The 22,688-nt window shown below is 67.3% G+C and carries 23 protein-coding genes and 2 pseudogenes; 15 read left to right on the forward strand and 10 right to left on the reverse strand.

Going from position 1 to position 22,688, the window contains the following annotated elements; genetic code table 11:
- The first annotated feature begins 12 nt into the window (after window positions 1-12).
- The 4 genes from HEP85_RS39745 (at window position 13) to HEP85_RS39760 (ending at window position 4,705) form a co-directional block, all read left to right on the forward strand.
- Window positions 13-2,019, forward strand: coding sequence for an acetoacetate--CoA ligase (locus tag HEP85_RS39745; RefSeq protein ID WP_168532165.1), 2,007 nt, complete (start codon window positions 13-15; stop codon window positions 2,017-2,019).
- Between the two features lie 181 nt (window positions 2,020-2,200).
- Window positions 2,201-2,818 carry a malonic semialdehyde reductase gene (locus HEP85_RS39750; protein WP_168534540.1) on the forward strand — a complete coding sequence of 206 codons (618 nt, stop codon included), beginning with the start codon at window positions 2,201-2,203 and terminating at the stop codon, window positions 2,816-2,818.
- A gap of 383 nt (window positions 2,819-3,201) precedes the next feature.
- Complete coding sequence (locus tag HEP85_RS39755) at window positions 3,202-3,906, forward strand: hypothetical protein (protein ID WP_168532166.1); 705 nt, start codon at window positions 3,202-3,204, stop codon at window positions 3,904-3,906.
- A gap of 169 nt (window positions 3,907-4,075) precedes the next feature.
- Entirely contained in the window at window positions 4,076-4,705 is a 630-nt protein-coding gene (locus tag HEP85_RS39760; RefSeq protein WP_248002318.1) for a TetR/AcrR family transcriptional regulator, read from the forward strand.
- 260 nt (window positions 4,706-4,965) lie between these two features.
- Here HEP85_RS39760 and HEP85_RS39765 read toward each other — a convergent pair whose 3' ends face one another.
- The 3 genes from HEP85_RS39765 to HEP85_RS39775 form a co-directional block, all read right to left on the reverse strand.
- The gene (locus tag HEP85_RS39765) at window positions 4,966-5,385 is read right to left on the reverse strand and encodes an SRPBCC family protein (RefSeq protein ID WP_168532168.1); all 420 of its coding nucleotides are present in this window, start codon (window positions 5,383-5,385) and stop codon (window positions 4,966-4,968) included.
- Between the two features lie 786 nt (window positions 5,386-6,171).
- The gene (locus HEP85_RS39770) at window positions 6,172-6,795 is read right to left on the reverse strand and encodes an NADPH-dependent F420 reductase (protein ID WP_168532169.1); all 624 of its coding nucleotides are present in this window, start codon (window positions 6,793-6,795) and stop codon (window positions 6,172-6,174) included.
- Between the two features lie 33 nt (window positions 6,796-6,828).
- The gene (locus HEP85_RS39775; RefSeq protein WP_168532170.1) at window positions 6,829-7,563 is read right to left on the reverse strand and encodes an SDR family NAD(P)-dependent oxidoreductase; all 735 of its coding nucleotides are present in this window, start codon (window positions 7,561-7,563) and stop codon (window positions 6,829-6,831) included.
- 143 nt (window positions 7,564-7,706) lie between these two features.
- On the opposite strand from HEP85_RS39775, the gene HEP85_RS39780 reads away from it, so the two are divergent.
- On the forward strand, window positions 7,707-8,318 hold the full coding sequence (locus tag HEP85_RS39780) for a TetR/AcrR family transcriptional regulator (RefSeq protein WP_168532171.1): 612 nt from the start codon (window positions 7,707-7,709) through the stop codon (window positions 8,316-8,318).
- On the forward strand, window positions 8,315-8,560 hold the full coding sequence (locus HEP85_RS39785; RefSeq protein ID WP_168532172.1) for a hypothetical protein: 246 nt from the start codon (window positions 8,315-8,317) through the stop codon (window positions 8,558-8,560). Before HEP85_RS39780 ends, HEP85_RS39785 begins: the two co-directional genes overlap by 4 nt.
- Window positions 8,561-9,455: 895 nt before the next feature.
- Here HEP85_RS39785 and HEP85_RS39790 read toward each other — a convergent pair.
- Window positions 9,456-9,776 (reverse strand): hypothetical protein, encoded by a 321-nt coding sequence (locus HEP85_RS39790; protein ID WP_369658044.1) that lies wholly within the window; start codon window positions 9,774-9,776, stop codon window positions 9,456-9,458.
- 244 nt (window positions 9,777-10,020) lie between these two features.
- Here HEP85_RS39790 and HEP85_RS39795 point away from each other — a divergent pair, with 244 nt between their 5' ends.
- Window positions 10,021-10,191, forward strand: coding sequence for a hypothetical protein (locus tag HEP85_RS39795; RefSeq protein WP_211118157.1), 171 nt, complete (start codon window positions 10,021-10,023; stop codon window positions 10,189-10,191).
- Complete coding sequence (locus tag HEP85_RS39800; protein WP_369658045.1) at window positions 10,191-10,514, forward strand: AzlD domain-containing protein; 324 nt, start codon at window positions 10,191-10,193, stop codon at window positions 10,512-10,514. Before HEP85_RS39795 ends, HEP85_RS39800 begins: the two co-directional genes overlap by 1 nt.
- 93 nt (window positions 10,515-10,607) lie before the next feature.
- Here HEP85_RS39800 and HEP85_RS39805 read toward each other — a convergent pair whose 3' ends face one another.
- From HEP85_RS39805 to tnpA, 5 genes are all read right to left on the reverse strand, one after another.
- Window positions 10,608-11,945 carry an acyltransferase gene (locus HEP85_RS39805; protein ID WP_369658046.1) on the reverse strand — a complete coding sequence of 446 codons (1,338 nt, stop codon included), beginning with the start codon at window positions 11,943-11,945 and terminating at the stop codon, window positions 10,608-10,610.
- A 372-nt stretch (window positions 11,946-12,317) separates the two neighbouring features.
- Window positions 12,318-13,448: a hypothetical protein gene (locus HEP85_RS39810; protein ID WP_248002319.1), complete on the reverse strand. Its 1,131-nt coding sequence runs from the start codon at window positions 13,446-13,448 to the stop codon at window positions 12,318-12,320.
- 463 nt (window positions 13,449-13,911) lie between these two features.
- Entirely contained in the window at window positions 13,912-14,241 is a 330-nt protein-coding gene (locus HEP85_RS39815) for a helix-turn-helix transcriptional regulator (RefSeq protein WP_168532176.1), read from the reverse strand.
- Window positions 14,238-14,873, reverse strand: a complete 636-nt coding sequence (locus HEP85_RS39820) for a site-specific integrase (RefSeq protein ID WP_282189922.1) — start codon at window positions 14,871-14,873, stop codon at window positions 14,238-14,240. The genes HEP85_RS39815 and HEP85_RS39820 overlap by 4 nt, the downstream gene beginning before the upstream one ends.
- 594 nt (window positions 14,874-15,467) lie before the next feature.
- Window positions 15,468-15,866, reverse strand: coding sequence for an IS200/IS605 family transposase (gene tnpA / locus HEP85_RS39825; RefSeq protein ID WP_168534544.1), 399 nt, complete (start codon window positions 15,864-15,866; stop codon window positions 15,468-15,470).
- A 53-nt stretch (window positions 15,867-15,919) separates the two neighbouring features.
- Here tnpA and HEP85_RS39830 point away from each other — a divergent pair.
- The 4 genes and pseudogenes from HEP85_RS39830 to HEP85_RS39845 all read left to right on the forward strand — a co-directional run.
- Window positions 15,920-16,717: pseudogene (locus HEP85_RS39830) on the forward strand (RNA-guided endonuclease TnpB family protein); the annotation flags it as partial.
- A gap of 70 nt (window positions 16,718-16,787) precedes the next feature.
- Window positions 16,788-17,093 (forward strand): transposase, encoded by a 306-nt coding sequence (locus HEP85_RS39835; RefSeq protein ID WP_168532067.1) that lies wholly within the window; start codon window positions 16,788-16,790, stop codon window positions 17,091-17,093.
- Between the two features lie 5 nt (window positions 17,094-17,098).
- Complete coding sequence (locus HEP85_RS39840) at window positions 17,099-18,007, forward strand: IS3 family transposase (protein WP_168532177.1); 909 nt, start codon at window positions 17,099-17,101, stop codon at window positions 18,005-18,007.
- 30 nt (window positions 18,008-18,037) lie between these two features.
- A pseudogene (locus HEP85_RS39845) lies at window positions 18,038-18,394 on the forward strand (RNA-guided endonuclease TnpB family protein); the annotation flags it as partial.
- A 123-nt stretch (window positions 18,395-18,517) separates the two neighbouring features.
- Here the strand turns inward: HEP85_RS39845 and HEP85_RS39850 are convergent.
- A complete protein-coding gene (locus tag HEP85_RS39850) occupies window positions 18,518-19,429 on the reverse strand; it encodes a LysR family transcriptional regulator (RefSeq protein ID WP_168534546.1) in 912 nt (303 codons plus the stop codon).
- Between the two features lie 186 nt (window positions 19,430-19,615).
- Between HEP85_RS39850 and HEP85_RS39855 the strand changes: the two genes are divergently transcribed.
- The 3 genes from HEP85_RS39855 (at window position 19,616) to HEP85_RS39865 (ending at window position 22,014) form a co-directional block, all read left to right on the forward strand.
- Window positions 19,616-20,248, forward strand: a complete 633-nt coding sequence (locus HEP85_RS39855; protein WP_168532178.1) for an NADPH-dependent F420 reductase — start codon at window positions 19,616-19,618, stop codon at window positions 20,246-20,248.
- A 92-nt stretch (window positions 20,249-20,340) separates the two neighbouring features.
- Window positions 20,341-21,276: an SDR family oxidoreductase gene (locus HEP85_RS39860; protein ID WP_168534548.1), complete on the forward strand. Its 936-nt coding sequence runs from the start codon at window positions 20,341-20,343 to the stop codon at window positions 21,274-21,276.
- 78 nt (window positions 21,277-21,354) lie between these two features.
- Window positions 21,355-22,014 (forward strand): NADPH-dependent F420 reductase, encoded by a 660-nt coding sequence (locus HEP85_RS39865; RefSeq protein ID WP_168532179.1) that lies wholly within the window; start codon window positions 21,355-21,357, stop codon window positions 22,012-22,014.
- Window positions 22,015-22,688 lie beyond the last annotated feature (674 nt).

Below are 22,688 nucleotides of genomic sequence, written 5' to 3' on the forward strand. Positions count from 1 at the left end.
GAGCACCACTCCATGACCACCCCGCACCCCGCGCCGTACAAGGAACCCTTCTTCACCCCCGACCCGAAGTCGGCCGCCCGCAGTCGCATCGCGGACTTCGCCCGATGGGCGGCCCGGCACCAAAACGCCGAAGGGATCCAGGACCCCACGGACTACCGAGCCCTGCACCACTGGTCCGTCACTGACCTCGAAGGATTCTGGGCCGCGGTGTGGGACTACTTCGACATCGACGCGACGACTCCGTACGAGCGGGTGCTGGCCGAGGAGACCATGCCCGGCGCCCGCTGGTTCCCCGGAACCACCCTCAACTACGCCCATCACGCGCTGCGCAACCTGCGGCCGGACGCTCCCGCGATCACCGCCCTGGACGAGACCGGAGTCGGCTATGAGATCACGGGCCGCGAGCTGCGCGCCCGGGTCGCTTCCGTCGCTGCCGGCCTGCGCGACCTGGGCGTCGGACAGGGCGACCGGGTGGTGGGCTATCTGCCCAACACCCCCCACGCCATCGTCGCCTTCCTCGCCACCGCAAGCCTGGGCGCGGTGTGGTCGGTGTGCGGGCAGGACTATGCGCCCAAGGCCGCCGCGGATCGCTTCGCCCAGCTCGAACCGACAGTGCTCATCGCCGCGGACGGCTATCTCTTCAACGGCACCACACACGACCGCTGCGCCCCATCGCTCGAACTCGCCGCCGCCCTGCCGACGCTGAAGGCCACGGTGCTCGTGGACCACGTGGGCCTCGCCTGGCCCAAGAGGGTCGGCTCGGGGCTGATGCTCCCCTGGGAGGACCTGGCCACCCGCGCCGAGGACCTCACCATCGCCCCCGTGTCCTTCGACCACCCTCTGTGGGTGGTGTTCTCCTCCGGCACCACCGGACTGCCCAAGGGCATCGTCCACGGGCACGGCGGAGTCCTGCTCGAACACCTCAAGACCCTCGGCCTGCACACCGATCTCGGCACCGGGGACCGCCTGCTGTGGTACACGACCACCCACTGGATGATGTGGAACCTGGTCGTCTCCACCCTGCTGACCGGCGCCACCACCTGCACTTACGACGGCAGCCCCGCGCCGCAGGCGCGTCCGGACGTCCTTTGGGAGCTGGCGGCCCGCCACAAAGTCACCGTCTTCGGGACCAGTCCGCAGTATCTGCTGACCATGGCCAAGATAGGCATCGAACCCTCCGTGCACGACCTATCGGCCATCCGCGTCGTCGGCTGCACCGGCTCCGCGCTGCCCGCATCCGCCTACCCCTGGGTCCGCGACCACGTGGGTGCCGACGTCCAACTGGCCTCGACCAGCGGTGGCACGGACATCGTCTCCGGCTTCGCCGGCAGCGCATCCACGACCCCCGTCTGGGCGGGGGAACTGTCCGCCCCCAGCCTCGGCGTGGCGCTGGCCGCCTATGACACGACGGGCGCCCCCGTCCTCGACCAGCTCGGCGAACTGGTCGTCACCCGGCCCATGCCTTCCATGCCGCTCTACTTCTGGAACGATTCCGACGGCAGCCGCTACCGCGACGCCTACTTCGGCGCCTACCCCAGTGTGTGGCGGCACGGCGACTGGATCACGCTCACCTCGCACGGCTCGGTGATCGTCCACGGCCGCTCCGACGCCACCCTCAACCGCAACGGCGTGCGCCTGGGCAGCGCCGACATCCACGACGCCGTCGAACGCCTCCCCGAGATCACCGAGGCCCTCGTCATCGGCGCGGAGGAACCCGACGGCGGCTACTGGATGCCGCTCTTCGTGGTCCTCGCCGCCGGGGCCCGCCTGGACGATTCCCTGCGGGAGCGGATCCGCGAGGCGATCCGCGCCGACGCCTCGCCCCGCCACGTCCCCGACGAGATCATCGCTGTATCGGCGATCCCGCACACGAAGACAGGCAAGAAACTCGAGGTCCCCGTCAAACGTCTGCTCCAGGGTGCCCCCGCCGAACAGGTCCTGAATCCCGCCGCGGTCGACAACCCCGACCTGATCGCATACTTCGCCTGCCTTGGCGCGGAGCGCAAGAACCGTCCATGAGCCGTACATCGCCGGTCGGGCATCACACGCCCGCGTGGCAGCACCAGGGGTCCCTTGTGCCCGCGCTCCGCCAAGCCCTGCCCGCCGCGTAGTGCGGGGGCGATCAAAGCGCCCCGGTACCGCGCCATCCACACATGCCAAGCACCATCCCTGCAACCGAAGCAAGAGAGAAATCGTGAGCATGACCGACCGCGAACCGCAGGCCCTCGACGTCCTCGACGACGCCGGACGAAAGGTGTTGTTCACCGAGGCCCGCACCGCGAACACCTTCACCGACGCGGCTGTGGGCGACGAAGAACTCGCCTTGATCTGGGAGCTCGCCCGCTGGTCGCCGAGCGCCGCCAACGGCCAGCCTCTGCGCGTGCTCTTCGTGCGCACCCGCGAGGGAAAGGAACGACTCGTCCGGCATCTCGATGAGGGCAACAGGGCTAAAACGCTCAGTGCGCCGGCCGTGGCGATCCTCGCCTACGACATCGACTTCCACGAGCAGATGCCGACAGTCTTCCCCGCCCGTGGCGACATACTGCGAGCGGCGTTCGCCGACCAGATCGACACGCGTGCGAGCATCGCGGCGTACAACTCGGCGCTGCAAACCGGCGTCTTCCTGCTCGCGGTACGCGCGGCGGGGCTTGCAGCCGGTCCCATGGCGGGCTTCGACAAGGCCGGCGTAGACGGAGAGTTCTTCGCCGGTAGCAGTTGGCGCTCGCATCTGGTGGTCAACATCGGTCACCCCGGCGCCGACCCGTGGTTTCCGCGGCTGCCCCGCGTCCCTGTCGAGGTCGCCGTCGCCTACGCCTGACAGCACTCGCGCTGCTTGGTAGGGGAGAGGCGCCAAAACGTAGGCATCGGCGCCCTTCCGATTAGCGGGAGCCCAATTTCTCCAAAAGGGTCGTGATGGATGCTGACCGCCGCTTGATGACCGAGTGGCTGGGACGGCGGCGCCCGAATAGGCTGCAGGGCCGACTATCACTGGGCTCGCTGACGCCGGTGCCGTGATCCCACCGGTGGTCGTTCAGGGCTGTGCGATGGGTCGCCACTGCCGACGTCATGAACCGTGCCGAAGGAGGCCCCCGGTGCGGCAACGACGCTGCCGCCGCACCGCTGGTCGCTGGGAGGCCACTCACTCACCCCGCGACACCGGTTCTGTTAGCCTCCGTGCCCTGTGGCTGGCACACTGAATTTGTGGTTCCGCTGACGGCCGCTGTAGTGCAGGATGCGTCCCCATCGATTCCAGGTGCCGGGGTTATCTCGGTTTGCGCGCTGCTCTTTACGGTCGCATCCTTCTGGTGGATCAACGCTAGGCAAGGTCACCTCAAGTCCTGGGAACCTCGCTCCTTCGCTGCGGTTGTCCACTGCTCCATGGCTCGCCTGAGGCTTCCACTCGTCCTCCATAACACTGGTGCCAAGCCGATAGTTGTGCAGGATCTGAGGTTGAGCTTCCCTGAGGAGCCGGCCTCTCATCTGCCGCTTCTGTGGATGTCGTCGCCCTCCCGTCTCCAACCCGGACCAGAGGACGAGACAAAATTGCCGGCCGGATTCGCCGTGGCCGGAAGGGAAGCACAACAACTCATTGTCGAGTTTGAGGCGCCGTTCTCCGGATTTGTACCGGAGCCCCGTGATTACAAAGTCCACCTTGAGGCGCGAGTCGGCCACCGCAGAGGATGGCGCATCCTTCTGACGTTTACCCTAAGAGCCGCCAACATTGTCGACCCCGACCGATACACCGTCTACAGCAATGCGACCCTCGAACTGACGAAGGAAGACAAAAAGAAAGCAGACGCAGCAATCCTGAAGCTACTAGATGATCAAGATGGTCCCTCTGCTCGGGGCGACAGAGAGCAGAGGGACTTCCGGGGCAGGGATGGTGACAACGACATGAACCCCTGAACAGCACGGCTGCGACGCGACGACTTTGCCGACTCGGCAGCACCTCATGGGCGGGGTGGAGAGCATCATCCTCCTCCCGCAAACAGGCCGCAGGTTTTGAGTCGCTCAATGAAATGCAGCAGCTCCGCGACCGTCGGCCATGTGGAAGTACTTGAGGAACCGGTTAACCTTGCGCGCAAACTTCGAGGGGAAAAACAGCCACCATGAAAACAAGCCAAGTAGGAATAGTAAGATCACGCCGGAGCGTGAGAGTGAGCTGTACGAAGCCGTACTTGATCTGCTCCGGGAGGTCGGCTATCACGCCCTGACCATGGACGCCATTGCTGAGCGTACCCACTCCAGCAAAGCCACCCTCTATCGACGCGGTACCAAGAACGAGCTGATCATCAACGCCCTTCGGCACCAGAAGTCGTACGATATGGCCGAAATCAATACTGGTACTCTGCGCGGCGACCTCCAAGCTATCGTCCTCCGCCAGGACGACTCTCAAATGGAGCGCAACTCACAGCTGATGCGGAGTCTTGCGGTAGCAGCGCACGCAAATATCGAACTCTTGCACTCTTTCCGGGAGTATCAACTCGTGCTGGAACTCGAGGAAATGCGGCGGGCGCTACAGCGGGCCGTTGACCGAGGCGAAATCCTGGCCGACAACCTCGCGATCGACTACATCCCACACCTGTTGATCGGCTGCTTCGCGGCCCGGACATTGATCGACCACCTGCCGCCCACCCAGGCATTTCTCACACCATTCATCGATGCCGCGATCCTGCCTGCTCTCAGTACACGCCCTCTCACCTGAAGCAACTGGCACAGCTGCACCCGTCGTTCGACCCGTGACGTCACCTGCGGCCGCAGCGCAGAACACTGCGCAGTCGTTCACCTGTTACGGGGCGCGCGTCCCGTTGTGCACGGGGTGTTGAGGAGCTCATTGATGTGCTGTTCGGTGTGGCTCGTTGCCGGCCGCAAGGGGACTCGATGGGCCTTCTTTCCAGCACTCGACCAACCCGGCGCGTGGACCGCCACGCAGAAGGCAGCCTCACGCGGGGAACGTGACGGTGGCTACCGGTTTGCCTCGGCCGCCTCCACAGCGGACTTGATGCCTTGCAACGCCTCCATAAGTCGCCGGTCGACCTGAGTGCCTTCAACCCGCTCGGTGTGCAGTTCCACGGACAACTGTGAGTGGTTCTCGTCGTCTCCGGCAGCGACGTGCAACTGGCCACGGTAGTCGTGCGGACCTGGTGCACCCCATTCCAGCGACTTGCCCTCTTCCGCAACACGGATCCAGGCCTCGCTCTTGACGTCCTGCTCTGGCTCGGAGGCCGGTTCGATGTGGGCGGTAACCGTGACCCGGTCTCCGTCGTGCGGCTTGGCGGAGGTCATCCCGGGCATGTAGGCGGGAAGGTTCTGCACATCGGCGAGGTAGCTGAACAGCCTGGCTGGAGCCACCGCCACGCTGATCGAAGTGTCGTAGTCACCCATGAGGTGTGGCTACCCGTGACAAGTTGGGATAAAACACCCCATATCACCATCGGTGATCGCCGACCTCACCCTTCCCTGGAACCCCGATTCGTCGAAAGACACGTCAATCGCGTCAAGGTGCTCAAGCGCCACATGTTCGGCCGCGCTGCTATCGCTTTCCTGGCGGAAGCGGGTCCCGCTGGTTGTCGTTGGTTCAGAGAAGTCACCAGCCCGAAACCGATCACACCGCTCCACACGGGTCGGGGCGTCACGAACCTCCACGACAGCCCCGAGCCACACCAGCTGTGGGATCTGAAATTTCGCTGCACAGTCTCAGGACTGGCTGCACTTGTCCACCCGACATCAGACCAACTGCTCAGTACCGACACCCATTCAGGGCCGGTGGCCGAGAGACGCTCACCCTTGGCTCCCCAAACGGCATCGTGGCCTTGTGGGCCGTTCCTCGGGTTGGGGTAGCGCCATGAACAGTCTCGCTGTGACCGTCAGTGTTCGCCAGACGAGTGGCCAGTTCCTCGAGGACCTGCCGTTGGGCTGCTGTCTCGGTCGACGTGCTGAGGGCTGCTGCGCCGTGGCGGACACTCCAGTGGCGCAAGGGACAGAGGCACTACTCCGGCACGAATTGGCCGTCCACGACGCGACACCAGCCAACTTGAGTGCCGGAGCGGGGCCAGTTGAAGTTGCCACACACACCCGCTGCGAGAACGCCGTCGGTAGGGGCGCCCCGGTCGCGCCAGCAGCCGATCCGCAGCACAGCAGGAGTCTTTCGGTGATCCGTCAACCGTTTGCTCAGACGGGAAGTTCGCTGATGCTGAGGGCGAAGTCCAGGTTCCCCACTCCGTGGTTGGCGAGGCCCACCGTGACCACGCCCGCTCCTTCCAGCCAGTGCGCCATTTTCAGGCCGCCGACGTCCAGCGGGCGCAGCCCGAGGCTCTCGATGAACGCCTCCACGCGTGCCTTGGCCTGCGCATTGTCGCCGGCGAGGAAGACGTCGGGCCGACCCTTCTCCAGGACCTGACGGAAGATGGTGTTGAACGCCTTCACCACGCCGGCGCTGGCCGGGGCGGCCTTGGCGACTTCCTGCGCGATCGAGGTCTCCCCGTGGTGGGCCAGCCCGTCGAACGTGGAGTTGAAGGGATTGCTGATGTCGACGATGACCTTGCCCGCGAGAGCGTCGCCGTACTGGGCGACTACCGGCACGACACCGTCGTACAGCAGGGCCACTATGACGATGTCCCCGGCCGGGGCGGTGCCCCATACTCCCGTCGTGGTGCCGCCGCCGAGAGCCGTGGCCAGGTCCGCGGCCTTGGACTGATCGCGGCCCATGACCTCGACGGTGTTGCCGCCCGCTACCGCCCGCGCGCCGATGGTGCGGGCCATGTTCCCGGTGCCGATGATGCTGATGCTGCTCATGAGAAGTCCTGTCCTCGTCGTGGGTTGTTCGGTTCAGATGGCGGTGGTGCCGCCGTCGGCGACGAGTTCCATGCCGTTGACGTAGCTGGAGTCGTCGGAGGCGAGGAAGAGGGCGGCGGTGGCGATCTCGTCGGGGCGGCCCATCTGGCCGCGGGGGATGAGGGACTCGAACTGGCGCTTGGTGGCCTCGTCGAAGAGTTCTGCCTGCTTGGCGGTGGCGACCTGGCCGGGGGTCAGGACGTTGACGCGGATACGGCGGTCCTTGAGTTCGTTGAGCCAGATTCGGGCCCAGGCCTGCTGGACGGCCTTGCTGCCGGCGTAGACGCTCCAGCCGGGGAAGGCGCCGAGGGAGGCGTTGGAGCCGGTCATGAGGATGGAGCCGCCGTCGTTGAAGAGCGGAAGGGCCTTCTGGACGGTGAACAGGGTGCCGCGGGCGTTGAGCCCGAACCAGGTGTCGAACTGGGTCTCGGTGATCTCGCCGAGCGGGGCGGGCTCGCCCCCTCCGGCGCTGGCCCACAGCACGTCGAGGCTGCCCTTCTCCCGCTTGACGGTGTCGTACAGGCGGTCCAGGTCGTCCAGGTCGGAGGCGTCGCCCTGAACACCGGTGACGTTGCGGCCTATCTGCTGCACGGCCTCGTCCAGGGCCTCCTGGCGGCGGCCGGTGATGAAGACGTGCGCTCCCTCGTCGACGAACAGCTTCGCCCCGGCCAGCGCCATGCCGCTGGTGCCGCCGGTGATAACTGCCACCTTGCCGTCGAGCTTCCCCATCGTCACTCCCTTGAGTCGGTGGTGCCGTGTGCACCTGGGATGACGGTGTTATGTACACCGCCCTGTGTGCTTACGGTATGGGGTGGGCGGCCGGGACGCAACTATGTACACCAGTCGTTACCCAGCGGCGGTACGATGGAGCCATGACGGAGTTGGAGAAGGGCCCCACGGGCCGCCGCCGCGGCCGGGGCGCCCGCGAGCGCATCATCAGCGCGTCCCAGCAGCTGTTCCGCGAGCAGGGCATCAACCGCACCGGCATGGACCAGCTCTGTGCGGCGGCCACGGTGTCCAAGCGCACGGCCTACCAGCACTTCACCGGCAAGGACGAACTCGTCGCCGAGTACCTGCGCCGGTTCGACCCCTCCGTTCTGTCCGGCGTGTTCGACCGCACCGATCTCACGCCGCGCGAACGGCTCCTCGCCGCCTTCGACATCCCTGCCACCACGCCCATGTGCCCCTACATCGCCGCCGCCGTCGAACTCCACGACCCCGAGCACCCCGCGTCCCAGTACGCACGCGACTACAAGAAAGCCGTCGCCGCGCGGCTCGCCGACACCGCCCGCGAAGCCGGCGCCGCCGACCCTGAACAGCTCGGCGAGCAACTTGCGCTGCTCATCGACGGCGCAGCGGCACGCACCCGGGTCCTCAACGCCGACGCCTTCCCCGCCGCCGCCGCCATCGCGGCCGTCCTCATCGACAACGCCATCCCGGCCCCAGCCGGCGATGACCGGCGGCGGGAGGAAGTGTCGAGTTGACTTGGCACTCCGCGGCCGGGCTGGACGCGCTGCCGGTCGCGTGGCTGCGCCGGCTGGTACGCGACACCAGCCGCCCGGCACCTGGCCCGGACCTGCGGGCGTTTACGGAACTGGCCGCCCGCTTTCTGAAGGCCGCAGCAGAAGCCGCTGGGGAGACCGGCGACCCCCGGAGGTTTCAGGAGTTCGAGGACGTCATCCCGGCCCAGGGCGCTGACACGCCGCCGGTTCGAACAGACGGCTGATCACACGCGTCCGTACGCGGTGGCGCGTGAAAAACTCGTACGCAACTGGCGGGTTCTGAAGATGTGGGTGGCCCGCCAGCGACGCTGGCGAGCCACCCACATCTTCAGAAAAACGAGCCGGAGAGGGGTATCGCCGAGGTGAACCCAAAAGGGGCCATGGGATGATCTTGAAGCTGTGAGGGCCCGGCCCGTCACCCGTCGGCTCAGTGTCGTTGGTGGTGATGTTGACTGTGGTCTGGGGCCTGGGGTGGGTTGTGACCTCGATCGAACGGACCGCTTATCCGCAGTTCAAGCGGCTGATCACCGCGCATGAGCTGCATCTGTTCTTCTCACCGACTCGCGAGGAGCTGGAGTGGGCCGCCGACCGTACGGACAGCGATGAGCATCTGCTGGCACTGGCCGGCCACGGGAAGCCCCAGGCGTATCCGGAGGCCGTCGAAACAACGCGATCGGTCACGTCCCGTGGTGGCCGGAGGAAGCACCCGGCCCGGTGGCGGGCCGGCAGGAGTGGGAGCGCGGCGCTCTCAACGCGCTTGCTCGAAGCCGGGGTTGGCAGCCCGAGTGGCCGGCCCGGCGGACCGGTTTCGCCGCCCAGCGCGACGTCCTGTGAGTTCTCCAGAATCTTGCTGAGGTCCTTCACCACCGCCAGCGCCGTCAGCATGAGTCTCCTCGACTTCGACCAGGCCGCAGAATGGTCGGACAAAACGAGGACACTTCAGGAATTCCGAAGCTACGTCACAGGTTGGCCGAGCACGCCAACGAGGGAGAAACCCCAGGCCAGGGACTCTGGGCCCCAGCAGGAGTCACGGGAACTCACGGGATGTCGCACAGAGCCCCGTGAGTTCAGAGAAACTGAAGCCTGTTCAGTGGGAACTCGGGGGTCGGTCCGTGTGCATCAGGTGGGGTCGCCCGTGGGTTCGGCGGGAACGCGGGGGTGTGCTTCGGTCGTGACCTCGGCATCGATCTGAGCTACTTCTTCGTCGCCGCCGTATTCGAGGAAGGCGTACTCGTCATCGAGTTCGGCGAGCCGTGCTGTCAGGGGCAGCTCGTGCCCGTAGCGCTGGTTGATCCGGAAAGTGAGCTCCCAAGGTTTCAGCTCACCGGCCATCATGCGTCGTGCGAGCTCTCGCGCGGCGGCTTCTCGGCCGGCCTCACTGGCAATCGGATAGAGAATGAGGCCGAGCTCATCGAGCGCTTCGGGGAGCAAGTCGTGCACATCGTAGTCCGCCTCTGCGCGTGTGCAGGCTGCCAGCACCCTAACGACGTGGGGAGCGATTGAGGTCGGCGGCTGGCCTGGGGGCGTGCGTGGTGCTCGCGCTCGCCCAACCCGACCTGCCCCGGCAGCGCGCCGCGTACTGGGCCTGCGGGGTCGGAGTACTGGTCTGCTGGCCGAGCGGCGCGCTCGTCGGCGCGCTGGCGGCAACCTCATTCACGACACCGACGCGCTGGGGCTGGACGCCGTGTTCCCCGCGGTGATCCTGCCGGCCCTGCGGGAGCGGGGTGTGCGGCGGGCGACGCTGACCGGGGCGGCGATCGCGCTGGCCACCACCCCCTTCCTGCCGGCCGGGCTGCCGGAGCTGCTGGCGCTCGCCGGGATGGCGCTCAACCCGATCACCGCGGAGGCCATCTGATGCCGTACCCCTTCGCCATGCTGGCCGCGCTGCTGGCACTGGCCGCCGGTACCTTCGCGTTCCGCCTGGTCGGGCCGTTGCTGTGGGCCAGAGTCGCCTTGCCGCCGCGCGCCGAGGACTTGCTCAAGACCGCGGCCATCGTGCTGCTGGCCGCGCTGGTGGCGACCGCGTCGCTGACAACGGGGCACGGCGCGGCGGGGATCGCCCGGCCGGCCGGAGTGGTGGTCGGCGGGCTGCTGGCGGCGCGCAAGGCACCCTTCCTGCTGGTGGTGCTGGCCGCAGCGGCCACCACGGCGCTGCTGCGCCTCGCCCGCGTCAACTGACCCGCCGGCGCCGGGCACACGAGGAACGTACGCGGCCGTCGATGACCGGGAACCTGCCCCGGCGCGGCCCTCCGCACGGCCGGGGGCACCGGTTCAGGTCGGCCGGCCGGCCGGGGCACCGAGGGTGGTGTCATCCACAGGCTTATCGGGGCTCGGGTACGCCGCCTTCGGTCCGGGGACCGTCACCAGCGTCGTGCCCAGCGCCAGGCCCAGCGCGGGGAGCAGCGGGAACCGGCCGTCGTACGCGAAGCCGTGCACGGCGAAGCGGCTCAAAGCGGCGACGCTCACCGCCAGGCCGAACCAGAGCGCCCAGGACCGGCGCGGGCCGGCGTCCGGCCGTGTCCGCTCGTAAAGGAGCGTCAGCCAGTGTTCCAGCGGCCGCAGCGCCAGCAGCACCCCCGCCATGGCAACGCCGAGCACCAGCAGCCACGGCGCCCGTAGTTCCCACCATGCCGCGGACCCGAACGCGGGCTCGGGCGCGAGCCCGGTCAGATAGAACACGGCGGCGACGACCAGCACCGGCAGCATGTGCCAGAGGTAGAGCGTCATACTGGCGCCGCCCACCGGGCGCACCAGCCGCCATACCCGCGCCCGGTCCAGAAGCCGCCGCATCGCGGGCCCGGCCAGCAGGCACAGGCCGATCTCGGCCACCACCCACGCCAGCATGGCCGCCGACGGCGGATCGGTGTTGCCGGGGCTCTGCCCGGTCACCAGGATCAGGCTGACCGGGAAAGGCCCGACGGTGATCAGCGCGGCGAAGGCGAGTCCGCCTGCCGCCGCCATCACGGCCGGCACCGGCCGACGCCCCGTCAGCAGGCCGTCGCGCCAGCAGAAGCCCAACTGATAGGCCACACCCCACACGAGCACATAGTTGAGCAGTCCGACGTACGGCGTCCGCGCTGTCTCCACCAGGGTGTCGGCTGCCAGCGCCACAGCGCCCATCGCCAGCGGGACGAGGGCTCCCCAGCGTCGGTGCGCCGCGTGCAGCGCCGGAGTCAGGGCGCTCAGGAGCAGATACACCGGAAGGAACCAGAACTGCATCCCCATCGCCCAGCCCACCAGCGCGAGGGTGTCCGGGTCCACGCCGACAGCCGAGCAGATCCCGACGGCCAGCAGCACCAGCGCGCTGTACACGGCCGCCGGAAGAAGCAGCCGCAGAGCCCGCCGTCTCACCCACCCGCCGGCCGTACCGCCTGAAGCGCGGACCCGCGACCAGGAGCCGCCCGCGGCGTGGCCCCCGGCCAGGAAGAACAGCGGCATGATCTGGAATCCCAGGGTCAGCCACTGGGTCCAGTGGATGGTCGCCAGCAGTTCCGGCGCGGTGATCTCCCCACCGGGCCCCCGCACCAGAGCGGTGATCAGCCAGTGGCCGAGTACGACCAGGACGATCGCCCACGCACGCAAGAAGTCGACGTACCGGTCTCTGCTCATACGGCGTCATGCTGCCGCAGCGCGGGCGCGCCGCACAACCTCTCCGAGGCGGCCACGCGGATCCGGCCGCGGGGAGGGTGGCACCACGCCAATTTTGGGCATGACCCTGCCAACGGAAGGGGTCGCCCCGGCATGCTTCGTAGCGGGTCCATCCGGCCCTCAACCCCAGGGCCGCCAACCGCGCCTGCGATCGTAAGTCCGGGGCTGTCTAGGCCGGCGACGAGCGCATCACAGGCCGCGCTGACAACATCGCTTGCGGGAATCTCGCCCACGCTCCAGAGAGTGGCGCGGTCCTGCAGTTCGCTGGCTGCTGCTTCGGGCGACGGCATCCGCCTATGATCCCTTCACTCTCGGGTCCTGGTCGAACAGGTTTCACCGGTGCTGCAGCTCGGCAGCTTGTTCCAGCAGGGCCCGCGCGGAGTCTGCGTAACGCATCGCGGTCTTCTCATCGAGCCCGAAGACCTCGGCGAGGTGAAGCGGATCAGGGCCTTGGATTATGGCCTCTTCGAGGCGCCGGTCGACGCGGAGCCTCTCCAGGGTCGCGGTCTGCCCGCGCATCGGCGCGCTGATCCAGTGGTTGCTGGCGCGGCTGGTCTTGGTGGCGGTCTGGTTGTTGATCAGCAGGTGGAGGTTCGCGGTGTTAGGCCACCGTTTCCTTCGGTGTTCCAGCCAGTCCAGCAGCAGTTTCAGAGTGAGATCGTCGAGCGGGCGGACGCGTCCGGCGATGGTCATCCGCCGGTTCCCGATGTCGACGTCGTCGAGCTTGAGGGTGCCGATCTGCGCGACCCGGGCGGCATGGACCGCCACGAGGGCGAGGGCGAGGACGAGGCGTGCTGCCGGCGTAGTGGCCGCCGCGACCGATCGGTTGACCTGTTCGGGGATGAGCGGTTGGAGCACGGCGTACTGGTACTGCCCGACTTTGATCCGGCTGGTGGGATTGCGGAAGATGAGGCTGGCCCGCTTGGCCCACGTAAACAGCGAACGGAGGGCGACAAGCTGTTCATGACGGTGACGGCCGTGCAAGGTCTTGAGATAAGCGAGGACCTCGTCGCGGGTCACTTCCCGCAGGTGGTCGCATCGGTCTGACCACTCCAGCAGTGCCGGGCGGACCCGGTTGAGGTAGAGCCAGACCGTGCCTGGTTGCCGTGGGAGGCTGCGAGGGCCGCCATCGTGCAGGGTCCGGGTCCACCTTTCGACCTCTGCGCGGATGCCGGGCGCGAGGCCCTCCAGCCTCGCGGCGAGCCAGCGTTCGAAGGACGGTTCGCTGTCGTCCTCGAAGATCCCCATCTCCTCCAGGACCGTGGTGGTGTGGCCGACCGGCAGATCGAGCGCCCGGAGCGGGGTGAACACCTCGCTGTGCCGGATGAGGTCGCCCTCGACGTAGCCGGTGAGGACAACGGCCAGGCCGCGGTTGACGGCGAAGCGGATAGTGCCTCCCCAACCCCGGGCTTCGGCGAGTCGGTAGGCGAGGTATTTCGCCCAAGCCAGCCACGGGTTGGACAAGTCAACGGTCTTCGGGTCGAATCGTTGGTAGTTCCGGCTGACCTGCGCGAAGAGCGGTAGCTGAGTCGATCGGGGACTCGGGCGCCAAGCGGGAGACGGCGGCGGCTTTCGAGGGGCTCCCACTCGGCCGCCGTGACGCGCGGGACTCAGCGCGGAGCCCCTCCGGTAGTGCAGGCCCGCGAGGAAGAGCTGATGGTGCTGGACCGCTTGGAGCCATGGAGTCATCACCTCGCCGCTGACGGTGGCCTTGCCCGTGGTGGTCTTCACGTTGAGGCGGGCTTGGCAGGAGCACAAACGGCAGTAGTCGCGCTTGAGTGGTTGGTTCCGATGACAGCCGGCACATACGCCTGCCTCATGATTCCGGCTGAAAAAGTAGCAGGCGGGGCAGAACTGACCACGGCAATTTCCCCAGGCCAGGCAGCTCTCGCAGGAGTGGGCGGACTTGCGCAACGGGGTCACCTATTCACTCCGGCGGCAGCGATCGACCGTCGCGCCGCTTAGGGATCACCTTCGGCGCGACAGTCCCTGCACCGACCGCTGCTCGTTCTCTCTCCTCTTGCCCCGGGCTGCTGACCTTCTCTGGCTCGGGAATCAGCAGGTCGCCGATCTCGCAGCCGAGGACCACGCAGATGACGTCCAGGTCCTCCAGCTTGAGAGAGACGAGCTGGCCGGACCAAAGCCCGGACATCTTCCCGGCCGAGATCACCAGGCCGCGCTCCGCGAGGTTTCGCTGGAGCTCGGACGCCTTCCAGATGCCCTTGTTCGCGGCGGTCAGCCGCAGGTTCCACCTCATCGGACCAGTCCTTCCAGCCGCTTCGCGGCCCGTTCCATTCTGGCGACCCAGGCATCCTCGACCCGGGTCTGCTGCACGTGGATATAGCGCATCGTCGTGGCGATCCAGGAGTGTCCCAAGACCTCCTGGATCGCGAGCAAGTCCAAGCCATTTCGGTAGAGTTGGGACGCGCAGAAGTGCCGAAGGACGTGCGGGGTCAGCTTCTCCCCCCACCCCGGCAGATGCGCTTTGGTCGCGTTCTTGAGGCCGTCGCGCAGTGAGTCGTCGCCGACCCGGCGCGAGGAACCGCCGGTGTTCTTGCGCTCGGAGGGAAACAGCGGGGCGCCGGGGCGGGTGTGGTCGTCGTCGAACTGGCCCCAGACGTCCTCGATGAACCACCGAAGGGTCCGGTCGGCGCCGTTGATCAGCGGCACCATCCGCTCGCGCGGACCCGAGCCGCCGGCGCCCTTGCCGTGGCGAACGTGGAGTTTGCCGAAGCGGCCCAGGTCCCATTTGATGTCGTCCAGGTCGAGCCCGCATGCCTCGCTCACCCGCAGGCCGACCTGGGACAACAGCTTCGAGGCGGTGTAGTTCCTGGCGGTTGGGGCGAACTTGCGGCAGGTCGCTAGTTCGCCGCCCCAGCCGGTGAACAGTGTCCCGACCTAGGAGTCCGGGGCCTACCGCACTGGGACGACGTCCGTAGCCCTACGATCCGAAGGCGCGGGTGACCAGGGGAGCAGCGAAGGCCTCCGGCGTTTCCCAGGCCGGAAGCCCCTTGGTTTTGAAGGCATCAAGCCTGTTCGCCGAGTTAGGCCGGGCCTTCACAGCTTCAAGATCATTCCATGGCCCCTTTTGGGCTCACCTCGGCGATACCCCGGAGACTTGCCGCCCCCTCATCCACTCCACCGCGGCGCTCTCCTCGCGGGGCAGGACGGCGTTGACTCCCGACGCTACGAACGGCAGACCGTCGGTGAACGGCTCTGCTCCGACGGCAGCGTGATCAGCCGACTTGAGCCGCGTCCGCAGCACGTACTTCCAGTCGGTCTCAGGTGCTTCGGGGTCCCCTCAGACAACTGCCGGCCGAAGAACAGAACCGGCTCAGAGGTCAGCCACAACAGCACGACTCCGTCAGGCCATTTCACTCTTCAGCATGATCTGGCGCGGAACCCTGGGCGTTCACGCGCGGGAGGAAGTGCTTCTTAACGCTGCTGTGACCGGCGCGGGTGCACGGGTCTGCGGTATTGGCCTCAGGCGGGATTTTTCTGGTTTTCGATGTATTCCTTGATGGCGGCGAGCGGGGCGTCCCCGCACGAGGCGGCGAAGTAGGACGGCGACCAGAAGTGCTCACCCCACAGATACTTGCGGATGTGGCCGGGGAACTCCTGCCGCAGGCGACGGGCGGAGACACCCTTGAGGGAGCCTACGAGCCGGGAGATGGCGACCTTGGGCGGGTAGTGCACGAGCAGGTGGACGTGATCGGGTTCGCCGTTGAACTCCCGCAGCTCCGCGCCGAAGTCGGTGCACACGTCGCGCATGACCTCTTCGCAGCGCCGAAGGATCTCGTCGGTGAATGGTCCGCGCCGATATTTGGGGGTGAAGACCAAATGCGCATGGAGGGTGTGGACGACGCTACGACCCCTGCGGATATCGGGGTTTGGCTCTCAGCGTGGTGACATGGATCAATGTTGCGGTTACGTCCATGAAGATCGTGACGCAGGTCAAACTCATGCCGGATGCCGTGCAGGCATCCGCGCTTGAGCGCACCCTGAGCACGGTCAATGACGCCGCGAACTGGGTGTCGGAGGTGGCGTTCGAGCACGGCGTGCCGCGTGAGTACGAGCTGCGCAAGCACACCTACGCCGAACTCAAAGCCCGTGGGCTGGGAGCGCAGGCCGCGCAGCACGTCACCAAGAAGGTGCGCGACTCGTACACCACGCTCAAGGCCAGCATCCGTGCCGGGAACCTCGGCAAGGAAGGCTCCAGGCGTCGCCGCAAGGCCGAGTCCAAGCCGATCGCGTTCCGGCCCCAGGCCGCGCAGCCGTATGACGACCGGTGTTTGAGCCGGCAGTACGGTCAGCGGACCGTGTCCATCTGGACCGTGGACGGCCGGGTCAAGAACGTCTCATTCGTGTGCTCCCCGGACACGCTCAAGGTGCTCCAGGCGCACCGGCAGGGCGAATCCGACCTGGTCGAGCGCGACGGCGTGTTCTACCTCGTCGCCACCTGTGACGTGCCCGAGGCGCAGCAGTACGAGCCGGACGGCTTCATCGGCGTGGACCTCGGCATCGGGAACATCGCCACCGCCTCCACCGGCTACCTCGCCGCCGGGCGGGGACTCAACCGGTACCGCAAGCGACAGCTTGCCCTGCGGGCCAAGCTCCAGAAGAAGCGCACCAAGAGCGCCAAGCGGCGGCTCAAGGCCCGTGCCCGCACAGAGGCGCGGCACGCCGCCAACCAGAATCACATCATCTCCAAGACGATCGTGACCGAGGCTGAATGAGGTTCCCCCTGCCGGTCGGACAGCTTGATACTGGGACGGATGGTCCCGGAGGAAGCAGTCACAGGTAGTGAGCGGCAAGAGCAACATGAGTAAGCGGTACACGGCCGAGTTCAAGCGGGACGCGGTCGCCTTGGCGTTGTCCTCGGAGAAGACGGTCACCGAGGTCGCGAGGGATCTGGGTGTGAGTCCGGAAGGGCTGCGGGGGTGGGTGAAGCAGGCGAAGGTCGACCGCGGTGAGGGGCCTGCCGGGGCTTTGACCACTGCGGAGCGTGAGGAGCTGGTCCGGCTGCGGCGGAAGGTTCGCGAGCAGGAGGCCACGATCGAGGTTCTGGGAAAAGCGACCGCCTTCTTCGCTCGGGACAAGATGAGGTAGACACCGTGGCACGGTGTCGTTTCATCGATGCGGAGAAGGCATCGGAGGGTAATCCTGCAGGTCACAGCGTTGCTTTTCTGTGCCGTGTGCTGGGAGTGCCCCGTTCCACCTACTACGCGCACAGGGCGTCACGGCGGGCCCGGACGGTGCGGGAGCGGGCCGAGGAGGTGCTGGTGGGCGAGATCCGGGTGCTTCACGCCGGATCTCGCGGTGCCTACGGGGCCCCGCGGGTCCACGCCGCCCTGCGGCGGGCCGGGCGGGTGGTGAACTCCAAGAAGGTCGAGCGGCTGATGCGCAAGCATCGGATCGTCGGGATCACCCGCCGCCGGCGGCGGGGCCTGACCCGGCAGGCGAAGCGGGCGGTGTTCGCGCTCGACCTGATCGGCCGGGATTTCACGGCGCCCCGGCCCGGGATGCGGCTCGTCGGCGACATGACTGAACTCAGTACGCTGGAAGGGAAGTTGTATCTGGCGACCTGTATCGATCTCGCGACGCGGGAGGTGGTCGGCTGGGCGATGGCCGACCATCATCGCGCCGAACTGCCGGTCGCCGCCTTGCGGATGGCGGCCGGGCGTGGCGGCCTGGAGCAGGGTTGCGTCATGCATACGGATCGCGGCAGCGAGTACACGAGTGACGAATTCCGCAGCGAAATACGCAAGTTGCGCATGAGGCAGTCGATGGGGCGTGTCGGCTCTTGTTACGATAATGCCGCCGCGGAAAGCTGGTTCGCCATCCTGAAAGCGGAGATCGGGACGACCATGTGGGAGACCCGCGAGGCCGCCCGGGCCGACGTTTTCCGCTACGTCGAGGTCGAGTACAACCGCAGCCGGCTCCGTCGGCACCCCGACTACGGGTACGTCACCCCGCTCGAAACGAGATCCTTGCTCAGGCAGAACCTCGTCCCGGCAGCGTAAACACCCGCTGTCCAGTTCGCGGGGGGAACTTCAGAACGCACCGGACGCGGCGTGTGACTCGAAGAACTCAAGGGCATCCGCAACCGGGTACGGCTCCGCAAGCCCCAACGGGTCGCACTCCACTCCTGGGCATTCGCCCAGCTCGGAGATTTCATCGTCTACAAGGCCAAGCGGGCCGGGGTGCCCCTGGTCTTCGTTGATCCCGCATACACGTCGCAGACGTGCGCCGAGTGCGGCCACATCGACAAGCGAAACCGGGTCGACCAGGGGCTTTTCATCTGCCGGGGGTGCGGGGTCGTTGCCCACGCCGACCGGAATGCTTCCCACAACATCGCCACCCGTGGCGAAAGCGTGTGGAACGCGGGGCGTGAGTCACGCGTCCCTGCCACCCCATCAGGGTGTCTGGACGGAGGAGTCCACCCCAGCAGCCAGCTGGGCACTACCTCCAAGCCCGGCCCTTCAAGGCCAGGTCAAGTTGACCGCATGATGAACGGGGGGCCGTCGAACTGCTCAAGCGTGCCTTGTGACGGCATCGCCTCCAAGCTGCCACATCTCGTAGTTCCCACATTCTGCCGTGATCTCGGCCGTCGACTGGGCCGCGGTGACGAAGTCATCCACTACCGGCGTGGTGTGCGATGCCGCCACCGCGAGGCACACCTGGTCGGGTGCCAGATCCGGGATGGGCACATAGACGACGTCCGGATGCGAGTAGAACACCGACGCCGAACGGGCCAGGAAGGAGATGCCCCGGCCGGCCGCGACATGCTCGAGCGTCTCGTCCACCCCGCGTACCGGGTACCCGGCATTGGGGAGCGGGCGCTTGGTGGGCTGCGTGCTCGGGTCACCGTGCCAGACCAGCGGTTCGCCGGCCAGGTCGGTCTCGGTGACCTCCTCCTTGCCGGCAAGCCGGTGTCCGGCGGGCAGCACCGCTATCCGTGGCTCGGTGTACAGCGGGGTGACGCGCAGGCCGGCCTCGTCGATGGGCAGCCGCACATAGCCGACGTCGATGCGGCCGTCGAGCAGCATCGCAGCCTGGTTGTCCCCTTCGATCCGCTGCACGTCCACGACCACGTCCGGGTGCCGGGCCTCGAACGCACGGGCCGCCGGGGTGACTGCAATGCCGGCCCGGAAACCGACCATCAGCCGCCGCTTGCCGCTGGCGGCCGCGGACACCCGGCGGCGGACCGCGTGGGTTGAGGCGAGCAGCGGACCGGCGTCGGCCAGTAGTTGTCGGCCCGCATCTGTCAGCTCTACGCCGTGGCGATCCCTGGTGAACAGCGAGGCGCCGAGATCCTGCTCGAGCGCGCGGATCTGCCGGCTGAGCACCGGCTGCGCGATATGCAGCTGATCGGCGGCGCGGCCGAAGTGCAACTGGTCGGCCACGGCGGCGAAGTAACGCAATTTGCGCAGATCCAGATCCAGATCCATAGAACCTCCAACCCGGTGATACCTCCAGGGTATCACCGCGACTTCAATAGGTCTTGGACGCCACTCAGAACCGATGGCAGCATGAAAAGCAGGCGCTTAAGGGCGTCGAAGTGAATTCGGCGCAAGAATTCGACACGGGAATTTGACGGCAGGGCCGAAGCCCGGAAAGCAGGAACACCGATGAGCAGCATCAGCATTATCGGACTGGGAAACATGGCCCGTGCTTTGGCCGGCCGGGCGCTCGCCGGCGGTAACGCCGTCGAGATCATCGGCCGCGATCAGGCCAAGGCCAAGGAATTGGCCGCCACGCTCGACGGCGCCACGCTCGGGACGGTCGGGGCCGCCCCGAGCGGGGACATCGTGATCCTCGCCGCGCCGTACGCCGGCGCGGCGGCGGTGGTGAGGGAGTACGGGGACGCGCTGCGCGGCAAGATCATCGTCGACCTCACCAACCCCGTAGCCCCCGACCTGCAGGGCTTCGTCGTCCCCGACGACAGTTCCGGCGCACAGGAGATCGCCAAGGCGGCTCCCGACGACGCGCATGTCGTCAAGGCGTTCAACACTGTGTTCTCCCACGTTCTGGCGGCCGGCCCGGCCGAGGACCGCCCTCTGGACGTGTTCATCGCGGGCGACGACGCGCAGGCGAAGGCACGCGTGTCAGCGTTCGTCGAGAGCCTGGGGCTGCGCCCCTGGGACATCGGGGAACTGTTCATGGCGCGGGCACTGGAGAACGTCGGCCTGCTGGAGCTGGGCCTCATGAACCACTCCGTCAAGCACGCCAATTTCTCCCTCGGCATCAGCCTTCTCGGCTGAGCGCACCCCTACCACTACCTCTCGTGCCGCATTACGCCAGTTCACTTACGGCACGGGAAGACCCTGCACCTACACTCACAAGGACAGTTTTGATGCGCGTATTCGTCGCTGGGGGGACCGGCCATTCCGGTTCGTACATCATCCCCGAGCTCATCGCCGCCGGGCACGAGGTCACCGGCCTGGCCCGGTCGGACGCGGCCGCCGCGGCCCTGTCCGCGCTCGGCGCTAAGGTGCGTCGCGGCGACCTTCAGGATCTCGACGGGCTCAAGGAGGCAGCCGCGGACTCCGACGGCGTCATCCACGTCGCGCACAGGCAGGATCTGCTGCCCTCCGGCGGGCTCGACGCCGTGGCCGCCGCTGAGCTTCCGATCATGCTCGCGTACGGCGAGGCACTCGCGGGAACCGGAAAGCCGCTGGTCACCGCGGGAAGCATCGGCTCGCCCGGGAACCTGGGGCGGCCGGCCACCGAGGAGGACCCTGCCCTCCCCGTCGGCGAGGAACACAAGGGCACCCTGAGGGTCCGCAACGTCGTGGAAAGGGCCGTTGTCGACCTCGCCGAGCAGGGGGTGCGATCTTCGGTCGTGCGGATCGCCAACATCGCGCACAGCACGACCGATCGTGCCGGCTTCCTCCCCACGCTGATCGCGCTCGCGAAGGAAAAGGGGTTCGTCGGCTACCACGGCGACGGTGCGAACCTGTGGAACGCCGTGCACATCCGTGATGCCGCCACCCTGTTCCGCCTGGCGCTGGAGAAGGGGTCAGCCGGCAGATACTGGCACGCGGTTGGGGACGGGGGCATCCCGTTCCGCGAGATCGCCGAGGCCATCGCCTGCCGTCTGGGCCTGACCGCAGTGAGCGTTCCCAACGATTCCCTGATGACGCCGGGGTACTTCGGGTTCCTCACGAATATCGTCACGCAGAGCTACCCGGCGTCCAACCTCATCACCCGTCGGACTCTCGGCTGGGAACCCGGCCGGCCCGGCCTGCTCGCCGATCTGGACAACGGCCATTATTTCCCCGCCGTCTGACGGCGCGAACCCGGATCGTAACGAGCTCGGCAACCGGCAAGTTCGGCTCCTCTGAAGGGCGTTGAGATTATGACGACTGTGGGATTCATCGGAAGCGGAAGCATCGGCAGGACCATCGCGCGACTCGCTGTCGGGGCCGGGCACCAGGTGGTGCTCAGCAACTCGCGCGGTCCCGAAACGCTCGTGGACATGGCCGAGGAACTGGGGCCACGGGCGTCCGCGGCGACGAGCGAAGAGGCCGCGGCGGTGGGTGAGATTGTCGTGGTCACGGTGCCGGTCAGCGCCTTCCCCCACGTGCCCGCCGCGCCACTGGCCGGGAAGACGGTCATCGACACCTGCAACTACGGCCCCGAGCGTGACGGGCACATCCCCGAGCTCGACAGCAAGTCCCTCACCTCAAGCGAGCTGCTTCTGCGGTACGTCCCGGACGCCCTGCTCGTAAAGGCGTTCAACAACATTTTCTTCAAGCACCTGCTGTCACTCGCCCGCCCGGCAGAGGCGGCCGACCGGTCCTACTTGCCGATCGCCGGGGACTCCGCACCGGCGAAGGCGGCGGTGAAGGAATTCATCGACTCCATCGGGTACAGCGTGGTAGACGCGGGAGCGCTGGCCGACAGCTGGCGGCAGGCAACGGGTACGCCGGTGTGGGGAACACCGTACGGGCCGTACTCGAACGAGAAGGGCCAGCCGGTCGGCAGGGACGCCATCCGCGCGGCACTGGCCACCGCAACGCGGTAACCGTCAACTGTCGCGGACGGTGATGTGGTCCGGCCGTGCCATGCCCCCGCCCGGGGGATACCGGGCGGGGGCGCGGCGCTGACCGCCTGGCAGGCCCTGCTCGAGCATGGCGGTCTCACCTCCGGCTGGGCCGGCCTGGTCAACGGTCGGCGGCGCGGTCGGCGGCTACGCCATCGGGCTCCCACCGCGAAGGCGCATACGGCACCGCCATCGCGAGCCCGCGCAACATAGACCGAGTACGCGGCCTCGGTGCCCACGACGTCCTCGACTACACCCGCCTGATGGGCTGGGCTGGGGCGGAGCGGAACCACGGGGCAGGGCGTCAGCAGTCCTACGCGGTGGCAGGTTGCTCTGCGCTTCCTGTCAACGGGCTTCGGGAGGCTGCCTGTTCGGGCCGATCGTGGGCATTTGGGCTACTGCATTTGAAGGCAGGCGCTCCCATGAGTGAGAGCGGAACGGTTCGTGAGCGGCCCGCCCGATACCGAGGGACCGACCTGATCAGCAGGCCAGCGACACTGATCCCCTCGGCATCGAGACGATGGTGCGCCACGCCCAGCGAGGCCGGGAAAAGATCCCCACTGACTGATCGCCGCATCGCGCGGCGAACGAGGCGAGGCGCGGCCAGCTCAGCTCCAGCTGGAAGCCTGACCTTGCGATGACGGCTCCAACCGGCA

Origin of the sequence: Streptomyces sp. RPA4-2, from assembly GCF_012273515.2 — a bacterium.
Classification (GTDB): domain Bacteria; phylum Actinomycetota; class Actinomycetes; order Streptomycetales; family Streptomycetaceae; genus Streptomyces; species Streptomyces kaempferi.